Raw genomic sequence first — 11,645 nt, 5'->3', positions numbered from 1 at the left:
GCTTCGAGCACCAGGACGTCCCCGGGAGGAGACCATGACCGCAGGCACTGCGCGCACCGACCGCCCCTTCGGAACGCTGGGGACCGCGATGGTCACCCCGTTCACGGCCGACGGCTCCGCCGTGGACCTCGACGCCGCGCAGCGCCTTGCCGCGCACCTCGTCGAGGGCGCGCATGACCTGCTGGTGATCTCCGGCACCACCGGGGAGGCCCCCACCCTCTCCGATGCGGAGAAGGTGCAGCTCGCGCGCGCGGTGCGGGAGGCCGCCGGTCCCGAGGTCATGATCCTCGCGGGGGTGGGCACCTACGACACCGCCCACTCGATCGAGCTGGCCCGCGCCCATGCGGACCTCGCTCTGGACGGCCTGCTCGTCGTCACCCCCTACTACTCCAAGCCCACCCAGGCGGGGATCATCGCCCACACCCGGGCGGTGGCCGATGCGACCGACCTGCCCGTGATGCTCTACGACATCCCCGGCCGCAGCGGTGTGCCGCTCGAGCTCGAGACCCTGCAGCGCCTGGGCGAGCATGAGCGGATCCTCGCCGTGAAGGACGCGAAGGGCGATCTGCAGCAGGCCGGCATCGTCATGGCCAGCACCGATCTCGCCTACTACTCCGGTGAGGACGCCCTGAACCTGCCGTGGCTCGCGATCGGAGCCGCGGGCCTGGTGTCCGTCGTCTCCCAGGTGGCGCCGCAGCTCGAGCGTGAGCTGGTGGACGCCGTGGAGCGCTCCGATCTCGCCGCGGCGCAGGACGCGCACCATCGCCTGGTCCCCGTGGTCCAGGCCATCATGACCCGCCTGCCGGGCGCGGTCGCAGCCAAGACCGCGCTGCACCTGCAGGGGGTGCTCCCCAACGCCGCGATGCGCGGCCCCCATGCCCCGGCCGATGAGGACCAGGTGAGTGCGCTGCGCACCGCCCTGGACGCCGTCGGCCTGCTCTGACCTTTCCTGATCTCGCCCTCTTGGAGGCTTCCGTGACCGAGACCATCTTCGCCGAGCGCCTGAACCAACCGCCCAAGCTCAAGCCCGGCACCCTGCGCGTGATCCCCCTGGGCGGCCTGGGGGATGTGGGCCGCAACATGTCGGTGCTGGAGGTGGAGGGCCGCCTGCTGGTCATGGACTGCGGAGTGCTGTTCCCCGAGGATTCCCAGCCCGGCGTGGACCTGATCCTGCCGGACTTCGACTACATCCGGGACCGGCTCGATGACATCGCCGCGATCGTCCTCACCCACGGACATGAGGACCACATCGGCGCCGTGCCCTACCTGCTGCGCCTGAAGCCCGATATCCCGCTGGTGGGCTCGCAGCTGACCCTCGCCTTCGTCGAGGCGAAGCTGAGGGAGCATCGCATCACCCCGTACACCCTCGCTGTGAAGGAGGGGCAGAAGGAGTCCTTCGGGCCCTTCCACTGCGAGTTCGTGGCCGTGAACCACTCCATCCCCGACGCCCTGGCCGTGTACGTCGAGACCAGCGCCGGCACCGTGCTGAACACCGGCGACTTCAAGATGGACCAGCTGCCGCTGGATGGCCGGATCACCGACCTGCGCGCCTTCGCCCGCCTGGGGGAGAAGGGCGTGGATCTGTTCATGGTGGACTCCACCAACGCGGAGGTCCCCGGGTTCACGGTGGGGGAGCAGGAGATCGGGCCGACGCTCGCCGCCCTGTTCGCCCGCGCGAAGCAGAAGATCGTCGTCGCCTCCTTCTCCAGCCACGTCCACCGCGTCCAGCAGGTGCTCGACGCCGCCGCAGAGCACGGTCGCAAGGTCGCCTTCGTCGGCCGGTCCATGGTGCGCAACATGGGTATCGCTGCCGAGATGGGCTACCTCGAGGTGCCCGATGACGTCCTCGTGGACGTCAAGCGCATCGACCAGCTGCCCGATGACCAGGTGGTGCTCATGTGCACCGGTTCCCAGGGTGAGCCGATGGCGGCGCTCGGCCGCATCGCCAACCGCGACCACCGCGTCTCCGTCGGCCCCGGGGACATCGTGGTGCTCGCCTCCTCCCTCATCCCCGGCAACGAGAACGCCGTGTTCCGCGTGGTCAACGGGCTGATGGCGCTCGGCGCCGAAGTGGTCCACAAGGGCAATGCGAAGGTTCACACCTCCGGGCATGCCAGTGCCGGCGAGCTGCTGTACTGCTACAACATCGTGCGGCCCAAGAACGTTATGCCGATCCACGGCGAGGTGCGCCACCTCATCGCCAATGGCAAGATCGCCGAATCCATGGGCACCGATCCGGAGCGGATCGTGCTGGCGAAGGACGGGCACGTTGTGGACCTCAAGGACGGGGTCGCGAAGGTCGTCGGGGAGATCCCCAACGGCTACGTGTACGTGGACGGCTCGAGCGTGGGCGAGATCTCCGAAGCGGACCTCAAGGACCGCCGGATCCTCGGCGATGAGGGCTTCATCTCCCTGTTCGCCGTGGTCAACTCGGAGACCGGCGCACTCATCGCGGGCCCGGAGATCCACGCCCGCGGTGTCGCGGAGGATGATGCGGTGTTCGAGAAGATCCGCCCGGACATCATCAAGGCGCTCGAGCAGGCCGTCGTGGACCAGTCCAACCGCCGCGACACCTACCAGCTGCAGCAGGTCATGCGCCGCGTCGTGGGGCGCTACGTCTCCCAGCGCCTGCGCCGCCGCCCCATGATCATCCCGATCGTCGTCGAGGCCTGAGGCGCGCGGGCGCGGCGAGTGCGCGTGCCCGCTGCCTGCCCCGCCCGGGCCCGTTCCGCGCCCGCTGTGGGTGACGCATGCCGCTGCTTCCCGGGCTGAGAGTGCCCCGGGAGGTACCCTGGGACCTATGGCGACACGTACGTCTTCCCCCGCACGTGCGTCGAAAGGCTCCTCGCGGTCCTCTGCCGCGGGCTCCTCGCGGACCCGCGCGGCCGCGGCGAACGACCCCTCGACGCTTCCTCTGCCGGTGCGCGCAGCGCGCTCTGGCTATCTGGCGATCGCTCGCATGGTCGGCGGTCTGGTGCGCTCGATCGGCGTGCAGCGCTGGGAGGTTGCTCCGGAGATGCGCCGCGATGGCTACGCGCTGCTGCTGATGCTCATCGCGGCCCTCGTGGCTGTGGTCGAGTGGTGGCAGGCCGCCGGGCCCGTGCTCGGCGCGGTGCACACGGTCGTGGCCGGCACCTTCGGCATCTCCTCGATGGTCATCCCGTTGCTTGCGGTCGGCTGGTCGCTGCGCATGTTCCGCCGCCCCGACCAGGTGCGCGCCAACACCCGCATCTCCCTGGGCATCTCGCTGATCCTGGTGGCGATCTCCGCGATCGCCTCGACCAGCGCCAAGATGCCCGCCCCCGCCGACGGCATCGCCGCCCTCGCCCGCGGCGGTGGCGTGCTCGGCTATCTCGCCGCCGCCCCGCTGATCGCGCTGCTGCCCCCGGTCGCCGTGATCATCCTGTACGCCCTGGTCATCGCCTTCGGTGTGCTCGTGCTGACCGCCACGCCGGTGGAGTCGATCCCCTCTCGCGTGCGCGGCGTGTACGACGTGCTCGTGGGCCGCAGCGAGGAGGAGGACGAGGAGCGCATCGCCTTCGGCCTTCGTCCGCGCCGGCCCGATCCCGCGCTGCATGAGCAGGAGACTGCGGTGCAGCCGGCCGGTCGCACGCGACGCCGGACCCGCCAGGAGAAGGAGGCCGAGGCCGCCGAGCGCGACCACGAGACCTTCGGCTACGCGGGCGATGAGGCCTTTGAACAGGGGGTCGAGGAGGGCGGTCCGGGCCGGGGCCGCAAGGGACGCGGCCGCAAGAAGGCCGCCTCCGCAGCGGCCGCGGGGCCGCGCCGCGGCGCTCCCGAGGACCCCACCGAAGTCTTCGACGTGGTCCAGGACGAGAACCAGCGCGCCAAGACCTTCCCCGAGAAGGGCGCGGGTGCGACCACCCCGATGCCCACCGCGAAGGGCGGTGCGAAGCCCGCCGCTGGGGCGCCGAAGCCCACGCAGCCGGTCGCGACGAAGCCCGCCGCACAGGAGAAGCCCGAGCTGGTGCCCCCGCCGATGGGCGATCTGCCGCGTGCCGGGGAGCAGCTCGAGCTGGCCGGGGACATCGTCTACACCCTCCCCGACTCCGACTTCCTCATCGAGGGCCCGCCGCACAAGACCCGCTCGGAGACCAACGACCGCGTGGTCTCCGCGCTCGAGGAGGTCTTCGAGCAGTTCAAGGTCAACGCCGACGTGGTCGGCTTCTCCCGCGGCCCTACGGTCACCCGCTACGAGGTGGAGCTTGCGCCGGGCACCAAGGTCGAGAAGGTCACCGCGCTCGACAAGAACATCGCCTACGCGGTGGCCAGCGCCGATGTGCGCATCCTCTCGCCGATCCCCGGCAAGAAGGCCATCGGCATCGAGATCCCCAATACCGACCGCGAGACCGTCGCGCTCGGCGATGTGCTGCGCAGCCCCGTCGCGCGCCGTAATGAGCATCCGATGGTGATGGGCGTGGGCAAGGACGTCGAGGGCGGCTACGTCGTGGCGAACCTCGCGAAGATGCCGCACCTGCTGGTCGCGGGCGCCACCGGCGCCGGTAAGTCCTCCTTCGTCAACTCCATGATCACCTCGATCCTCATGCGCTCCACCCCGGAGGAGGTGCGCATGGTGCTCGTGGACCCCAAGCGCGTGGAGCTCACGATCTACGAGGGCATCCCGCACCTGATCACCCCGATCATCACCAGCCCCAAGAAGGCCGCCGAGGCCCTCGAATGGGTGGTCAGGGAGATGGACGCCCGTTACGACGACCTCGCGGCGTTCGGCTTCAAGCACATCGATGACTTCAACAAGGCGGTGCGTGCCGGGGAGGTCACGCCCCCGCCCGGTTCCGAGCGCAAGCTCGCCCCGTACCCGTACCTGCTGGTCGTGGTCGATGAGCTCGCGGACCTCATGATGGTCGCCCCGCGGGACGTGGAGGCCTCGATCCAGCGCATCACCCAGCTGGCCCGCGCCGCCGGGATCCACCTGATCCTCGCCACGCAGCGCCCGTCGGTCGATGTGGTCACCGGCATCATCAAGGCCAACGTGCCCAGCCGCCTCGCGTTCGCCACCTCCTCCCTGCAGGATTCGCGCGTGATCCTCGATGCACCCGGCGCAGAGAAGCTGATCGGTCAGGGCGATGCCCTGTTCCATCCGATGGGCAAGGCCAAGCCCATGCGCGTCCAGGGTGCGTGGGTCAACGAGTCGGAGATCCACAAGGTCGTCGACCACGTCAAGAGCCAGATGAAGCCGAACTATCGCGAGGATGTCACCGTCGCGGCGGCCAAGAAGCAGATCGACGATGACATCGGTGATGATCTCGATGTGCTGCTGCAGGCCGCGGAGCTCGTGGTCACCACACAGTTCGGCTCCACCTCGATGCTGCAGCGCAAGCTGCGCGTCGGCTTCGCGAAGGCCGGCCGTCTGATGGACCTGCTGGAGTCCCGCGAGATCGTCGGCCCCTCCGAGGGATCCAAGGCCCGTGACGTCCTCATCCACCCCGATGACCTGGGAACGGCCCTCGCCCGCATCCGCGGCGAGGAGGAGGATCCCGCACCGGTCACTCCCGGCGAGAGCGAACCCTACGCCGATGACGCTGTGGACACCGACGCGGATGCCGCCGCAGCCGGCGCCGAGGGGCACGCCGAGCAGGATGACCGCTACGGCACGGACCCCCTCGCCGAGGATGGCAGCGAGCACGCGATCGACTACTACGACGATGACGGCGAGGACCCCGACTCCGAGGACGCTTGGAGCTTGACGGGCCGCTGAGCCGCCCCGCCTGTTCCACGTCATCGCATCTGCCGCGGCCGCCCCGTCGGCCCCCTGTAGCCAAGGAGAGACCATGAGCGCACCGGCCGCCCCGCAGGCCCCCCTGTGGAACATCGCTAACATCCTCACGATGCTGCGCTGCGCCATGGTGCCGGTGTTCGTGTGGCTCGCGGTGGTGCATGCCGAATCGGTGGGCGGACGCCTGCTGGTGACCGCCGTGTTCCTGGTGGCGATGGCGACCGATGCCCTGGACGGCCACCTGGCCCGCTCGCGGAACCTCATCACGGACTTCGGCAAGATCGTCGACCCGATCGCCGATAAGGCCATCACCGGCGCCGCCTTCATCATGCTCTCGGTGTGGGATTACATCCCCTGGTGGATGACGATCCTGATCCTCGTGCGCGAGTTCGGGATCACCATCATGCGCTTCACGATCCTCTCTCACGGGGCACTGCCGGCGAACTGGGCCGGCAAGCTCAAGACGGTCTTCCAGACCATGGCGATCACCTTCTGCCTGCTGCCCTTCGAGCTGTGGTGGCCTCCGGCTTACTGGATCGGCTGGACGCTCGTGCTCATCGCCGTGATCCTCACCGTGTGGTCGGGGCTGGTGAACCTCAAGGACGGTCTGCGGTTGCGCCGCGAGGCCCTCGCTGGCGGCACGAACCGGGCATGACCGCCTCGGTGCCGGGGGAGCGCATCGACCCCACCGCGCTGGTGGCCGCGGCCATCGCGCAGGACCTGCGTCTGGCGACCGCCGAATCCCTCACGGCCGGGGCCCTCGTGGCGCGCCTGGTGGATGTGCCCGGGGCGAGCGCCACCGTCGTCGGGGGAGCGGCCTGCTACAGCCTGGATGCCAAGACGCGCGTGCTGGGCGTCGGTGCGGAGCTGCTGGCCCGCGAGGGAGCGGTCACCGCGGAGGTCGCTCGACAGATGGCGCGCGGCGCCCTCGAGCTGTATGCCGCGGATCTCGCGGTCTCCACCACGGGTGTGGCTGGGCCCGGGCCCGATGAGCGCGGGGTGCCCGCCGGGACGGTCTGGCTGGGCCTGGCCCGGCGCGGCGCCGAGCCACTCGCCCGTGAGGTGCATCTCAGCGGGGATCGGGCGGCGGTGCGTGCCGCGAGCGTGGAGGCAGCCCTCCAGCTGCTGTCCGAGCACGTGGACCGCCCGGCCCAGGAGAGCCCGCGCCGCGCGTGACCTCTCCTCCCCAGGCACGCGTCATCCACAATGGAGCACGGCACCCAGCGGGCATTCGGACGTGTGCCACTACACTGCGGGGAACACGGAAGCGGGCAGCGGCGTTGGAAGAGCCGTGATGAGTTCGATCCACCGGGCCCCGACGGCCCGGCAGATGCCCCAGAACCACCCCGGCGGCACCCGGCACCGCAGACCCGCGATCCGGCTTCAGCACACGCCGCCCGCGAGCCCGATGAAAGGAGGAAGGCCCATGATCCTGTTCCGTCAGGAGCTCGGAGACGTCCTGCGTGAAGCCCGTCGCGCCCAGGGCCGCACTCTGCGGCAGGTGTCCTCCGACGCCCGCGTGTCCCTCGGCTACCTCAGCGAGATCGAGCGCGGCCAGAAGGAGGCCTCCAGCGAGCTGCTGGTCTCCGTGACCGACGCCCTCGGCCTGCCGCTGTCCTACGTGCTGCGCGAGGTCTCCGAGCGCATCGCCGTGGCTGAGCACGTCACCATCCCGGACACCGTCCCGGACGGACTGGCCGACGACGCTGCCCCGCTGGTCGGCGCGCACTGAGGTGCGCCGCAGCGAGTTCACGGAGCTGTCGGAGCACGTCTTCGGACCGGCTCTGGCCCGCGCCTACATCACCGACCTCGTGCTTGAGGAGGTGGGCGGATTGACCGCCTACGAAGCCCTCGAGCGCGGGGTCGCCGTGCGTCGGGTGTGGACCGCGCTGTGCGATGCCATGGATGTGCCCGAGGCTGACCGCTGGGAGGTTCCGCCCGAGCAGCGCCGCCGCTGAGGTGTCGACGGTGCGGATGGGCGCGGGCGCGGGGAGCTCCCCGGTGCACGGAGCATGACCAGCAGTGCGTCGGGGGGCGTGAGACACGCGAGACACGCCGCCGTAGCATCACCCATTCGAACGTCTGTTCGGTACTGTGTACTGCGACGGCCTCACCGGCCGCCATCTCGACCTCTCCTCCACAATGCCCCGTCATCCACAATCGGGCGGGGCCTGCGGCGAATGTCGGGGTCGGCTCCTACTGTGGCCATACACGGACACGACGTCGGCACACCCGGCACCCCAGGAAGGAACACGCACATGGCAGCTTCGAAGTCCGCCACCAAGGACCGCGCCTCCTCGCTCGACAACGCCCTCGCGCAGATCGACCGCCAGTTCGGCAAGGGCTCGATCATGCGTCTGGGGGATGACACCCGCCCGCCGGTCGAGGTGATCCCCACCGGTTCGGTGGCCCTGGATGCCGCGCTCGGCATCGGCGGTCTGCCTCGCGGCCGCATCGTGGAGATCTACGGTCCGGAGTCCTCCGGCAAGACCACCGTGGCCCTGCACGCGGTCGCCAACGCTCAGCGCAACGGCGGCATCGCCGCGTTCATCGACGCGGAGCACGCACTGGACCCGGAGTACGCCAAGAAGCTCGGCGTGGACACCGACGCACTGCTGGTCTCCCAGCCGGACACCGGCGAGCAGGCCCTGGAGATCACCGACATGCTGATCCGCTCCGGGGCGCTGGACATCGTGGTGATCGACTCCGTGGCCGCCCTGGTGCCCAAGGCCGAGATCGAGGGCGAGATGGGTGACTCCCACGTGGGTCTGCAGGCCCGGTTGATGTCCCAGGCGCTGCGCAAGCTCACCGGCGCCCTGTCCGCCTCCGGCACCACCGCGATCTTCATCAACCAGCTGCGCGAGAAGATCGGCGTGTTCTTCGGGAGCCCCGAGACCACCACCGGCGGCAAGGCCCTGAAGTTCTACGCCTCGGTGCGCATGGACATCCGTCGCATCGAGACCCTCAAGACCGGCTCCGACGCGGTGGGCAACCGCGCCCGCGTCAAGATCGTCAAGAACAAGATGGCCCCGCCCTTCAAGCAGGCCGAGTTCGACATCCTCTACGGCGAGGGCATCTCCCGGGAGGGCGGGCTGATCGACCTCGGCGTCGAGCACGGGATCGTCCGCAAGTCCGGAGCCTGGTTCACCTATGAGGGAGACCAGCTGGGCCAGGGCAAGGAGAACTCCCGCCAGTTCCTGAGGGACAACCCGGACCTCGCCGCAGAGATCGAGGAGAAGATCCTGCGCACCCTGGGGGTGGGCAAGTACGCCGCGCAGCCGGAGGCCCCGGCAGAGGGGGACGCCGCCCTCGGGGAGGACGAGTTCCTCGACGAGGACGTCCCGGCCACCATCTGATCTGTGGATCACCCGCCGATGACCCCATCTGCACCGCGCGATGCCGATGCCCCGCGGGGCGTCAGCATCGCCGATCCGGATGCGCGGGTGCGCAGCGAGCTGAAGCGGCGCACCCGGGAGATCCTCGAGCGCGAGCGGCCGGGCGCGGATCCGGAGGCGATCGAGCGTGAACGCACCGTGGTGCGCGAATGCCGTCACCTGCTGCGCCTGCTGTCCACTCGGGCCCGCTCCGAGGGGGAGCTGCGCAGCAAGCTCACCGAGCGCGCCGTGCCCGCTGCGCTCGCCCAGGAGGTCATGGATCGCCTGGAGCGCGCCGATCTGCTGGATGATGCCGCGTTCGCTGCGGAGTGGGTGCGTCAGCGCCGCCAGCTGCGCGGTCTCGGGGACGAGGCGCTGCGCCGTGAGCTCCGCGACAAACATGTCGCCGAGGCCCACATCGATGCGGCTCTTGCCGCGGGGGAGGACAGCGAGGAGCAGCGCTGCCGCGAGCTCGTGCGCTCGCGCCTGGATACCCAGGACCGTCGCCGCCTGCGCCGGGAACGCGACGGTGCGCACCGGCGACGCCTGGCGCGCAGGCTCGATGCCCTGCTGACCCGCAAGGGCTATCCGGGGGACATGGCGGTGCACGTCATCTCCGGGGAGCTGCGCCGCGCCGCCGACCGGTCGTGAGCGATCCGACGTCCCCGGCCGCCGACGAGGCGGGGGATGCCCCGTACCCTGGATCCACCATGACTGCCGACCCCTCGCTGCGTGCTGATTCGCCGATGAGCACAGACATCACCGCCCCTGCCGATACTGCCCTGCCTGTGTCCGATGCAGCCCCGCGCGGCACCTATCAGGTGCGCACCTTCGGCTGCCAGATGAACGTCCACGACTCCGAGCGCCTGACCGGTCTGCTGGAGTCCTCCGGCTACGTCGCCGCGCCGGAGACCGCCGACCCCCGCAAGGGTGAGGTGGACGTCGTGGTGTTCAACACCTGCGCGGTGCGCGAGAACGCGGCGAACAAGCTGTACGGCACCCTGGGCCATCTGCGCCCCGGCAAGGACGCGAACCCCGGCATGCAGATCGCCGTGGGCGGCTGCCTGGCGCAGAAGGACCGCTCCGTCATCGTCGAGCGTGCCCCCTGGGTGGACGTCGTCTTCGGCACGCACAACATCGGCTCCCTGCCGGTGCTGCTGGACCGGGCCCGCCACAACAAGCAGGCCGAGGTGGAGATCCTCGAATCCCTTGAGGTGTTCCCCTCCACGCTGCCCACCAAGCGGGAGAGCGCCTACGCAGCCTGGGTGTCGATCTCCGTGGGCTGCAACAACACCTGCACCTTCTGCATCGTCCCCTCGCTGCGCGGCAAGGAGAAGGACCGCCGCCCCGGGGAAATCCTCGCCGAAGTGCGTGACGTCGTGGACTCCGGCGCGATCGAGGTGACGCTGCTGGGCCAGAATGTGAACTCCTACGGCGTGGAGTTCGGCGACCGCGGCGCCTTCGCGAAGCTCTTGCGCGCCTGTGGAGAGATCGACGGGCTCGAGCGGGTGCGGTTCACCAGCCCCCACCCGGCCATGTTCACCGATGACGTCATCGACGCGATGGCCGAAACTGAGAACGTCATGCCGCAGCTGCACATGCCGCTGCAGTCCGGCTCTGACCGCATCTTGAAGGCCATGCGCCGCTCCTACCGTTCCAGGAAGTTCCTGGGGATCCTGGAGAAGGTGCGCGAGCGCATCCCGGAGGCTGCGATCACCACGGACATCATCGTGGGATTCCCCGGGGAGACCGAGGAGGACTTCCAGCAGACCCTCGAGGTGGTCGAGGCGTCCCGCTTCTCGAGCGCCTTCACCTTCCAGTACTCCATCCGCCCCGGCACACCCGCCGCGACCATGGAAGACCAGATCCCCAAGTCCGTCGTGCAGGAACGGTTCGAGCGCCTCATTGCGCTGCAGGACCGGATCACGTTCGAGGAGAACCAGAAGCTCGAAGGCCGCACTGTCGAGGTCCTCGTCGCCGAAGGGGAGGGGGACCGCGATCAGGAGACCCGGCGCCTGTCGGGCCGGGCTCGCGACCACCGCCTGGTGCACTTCACTCTGCCCGCGGATCTGCCGGAGACGGCGCGGCCTCGCCCGGGCGATCTGGTGGAAGTGACCGTCACGCGCGCCGCCCCGCACTACCTCATCGCCGACAGCGCCCTGCAGCTGGCACCCGGCGAGCACAGCGCCCCGGGCCGTTTCGCGGTGCGGCGCACCCGCTCCGGTGACGCCTGGGAGGCGGGGGAGCTGGGGCTCGATGCCAGCTGCGGCACCGGCAGCGGCGCGGCACCGAGCGGCCCAGTCACGCTCGGGATACCGAGCCTGCGCCGCTCCTGAGGGGTCCTCCCCACGGCGGGGATCTCCCCGAAGCGCCGACGTCCGCGCAGCGCAGACCTCCGCGCAGCGCTAGCTGTAGTTGGTCTGGGGTGTACCAAGGTTCTTGGACAGTCTTCTATGAGGAAGGATCAAGGACATGGCAGGAAGATCCAGGCGTAAGTTCAGTCCCCAGTTCAAGGC

10 protein-coding genes are annotated in these 11,645 nt (G+C 69.8%); all 10 read left to right on the top strand.

Features of this window, described 5'->3' with window-relative positions:
* Positions 1–34 precede the first annotated feature (34 nt).
* The 10 genes from dapA to miaB all read left to right on the top strand — a co-directional run bounded on the left by dapA (position 35) and on the right by miaB (position 11,465).
* On the top strand, positions 35–943 hold the full coding sequence (gene dapA, locus CJ197_RS09870; protein ID WP_102236586.1) for a 4-hydroxy-tetrahydrodipicolinate synthase: 909 nt from the start codon (positions 35–37) through the stop codon (positions 941–943).
* 32 nt (positions 944–975) lie between these two features.
* On the top strand, positions 976–2,673 hold the full coding sequence (locus CJ197_RS09865; protein ID WP_102236585.1) for a ribonuclease J: 1,698 nt from the start codon (positions 976–978) through the stop codon (positions 2,671–2,673).
* Between the two features lie 127 nt (positions 2,674–2,800).
* Positions 2,801–5,737, top strand: coding sequence for a DNA translocase FtsK (locus tag CJ197_RS09860; RefSeq protein WP_102236584.1), 2,937 nt, complete (start codon positions 2,801–2,803; stop codon positions 5,735–5,737).
* Positions 5,738–5,810: 73 nt separating this feature from the next.
* Positions 5,811–6,410: a CDP-diacylglycerol--glycerol-3-phosphate 3-phosphatidyltransferase gene (gene pgsA / locus CJ197_RS09855; protein ID WP_102236583.1), complete on the top strand. Its 600-nt coding sequence runs from the start codon at positions 5,811–5,813 to the stop codon at positions 6,408–6,410.
* Entirely contained in the window at positions 6,407–6,931 is a 525-nt protein-coding gene (locus CJ197_RS09850; protein WP_102236582.1) for a CinA family protein, read from the top strand. The genes pgsA and CJ197_RS09850 overlap by 4 nt, the downstream gene beginning before the upstream one ends.
* A 250-nt stretch (positions 6,932–7,181) precedes the next feature.
* Complete coding sequence (locus CJ197_RS09845) at positions 7,182–7,487, top strand: helix-turn-helix domain-containing protein (protein ID WP_102236581.1); 306 nt, start codon at positions 7,182–7,184, stop codon at positions 7,485–7,487.
* A gap of 1 nt (position 7,488) precedes the next feature.
* Positions 7,489–7,713 (top strand): DUF3046 domain-containing protein, encoded by a 225-nt coding sequence (locus CJ197_RS09840; protein WP_102236580.1) that lies wholly within the window; start codon positions 7,489–7,491, stop codon positions 7,711–7,713.
* A 300-nt stretch (positions 7,714–8,013) separates the two neighbouring features.
* Positions 8,014–9,111 (top strand): recombinase RecA, encoded by a 1,098-nt coding sequence (gene recA, locus CJ197_RS09835; protein ID WP_102236579.1) that lies wholly within the window; start codon positions 8,014–8,016, stop codon positions 9,109–9,111.
* A gap of 18 nt (positions 9,112–9,129) precedes the next feature.
* The gene (locus CJ197_RS09830) at positions 9,130–9,780 is read left to right on the top strand and encodes a regulatory protein RecX (protein WP_158239433.1); all 651 of its coding nucleotides are present in this window, start codon (positions 9,130–9,132) and stop codon (positions 9,778–9,780) included.
* A 95-nt stretch (positions 9,781–9,875) separates the two neighbouring features.
* Positions 9,876–11,465 carry a tRNA (N6-isopentenyl adenosine(37)-C2)-methylthiotransferase MiaB gene (miaB, locus tag CJ197_RS09825; protein WP_102236684.1) on the top strand — a complete coding sequence of 530 codons (1,590 nt, stop codon included), beginning with the start codon at positions 9,876–9,878 and terminating at the stop codon, positions 11,463–11,465.
* The last annotated feature ends 180 nt before the right edge of the window (positions 11,466–11,645 follow it).

This window comes from Brachybacterium sp. UMB0905 (genome assembly GCF_002871795.1).
Taxonomy (GTDB): domain Bacteria; phylum Actinomycetota; class Actinomycetes; order Actinomycetales; family Dermabacteraceae; genus Brachybacterium.
The sequence above is the reverse complement of the archived record's forward strand: the minus strand, read 5'-3'. Positions and strand labels throughout refer to the sequence as shown.

Bases quoted from the DNA above. Each gene is read 5' to 3' on its own strand.
- dapA (WP_102236586.1), top strand. From the start codon at position 35: ATGACCGCAGGCACTGCGCGCACCGACCGCCCCTTCGGAACGCTGGGG.
- CJ197_RS09860 (WP_102236584.1), top strand. From the start codon at position 2,801: ATGGCGACACGTACGTCTTCCCCCGCACGTGCGTCGAAAGGCTCCTCG.
- pgsA (WP_102236583.1), top strand. From the start codon at position 5,811: ATGAGCGCACCGGCCGCCCCGCAGGCCCCCCTGTGGAACATCGCTAAC.
- CJ197_RS09850 (WP_102236582.1), top strand. From the start codon at position 6,407: ATGACCGCCTCGGTGCCGGGGGAGCGCATCGACCCCACCGCGCTGGTG.
- CJ197_RS09845 (WP_102236581.1), top strand. From the start codon at position 7,182: ATGATCCTGTTCCGTCAGGAGCTCGGAGACGTCCTGCGTGAAGCCCGT.
- recA (WP_102236579.1), top strand. From the start codon at position 8,014: ATGGCAGCTTCGAAGTCCGCCACCAAGGACCGCGCCTCCTCGCTCGAC.
- CJ197_RS09830 (WP_158239433.1), top strand. From the start codon at position 9,130: ATGACCCCATCTGCACCGCGCGATGCCGATGCCCCGCGGGGCGTCAGC.
- miaB (WP_102236684.1), top strand. From the start codon at position 9,876: ATGAGCACAGACATCACCGCCCCTGCCGATACTGCCCTGCCTGTGTCC.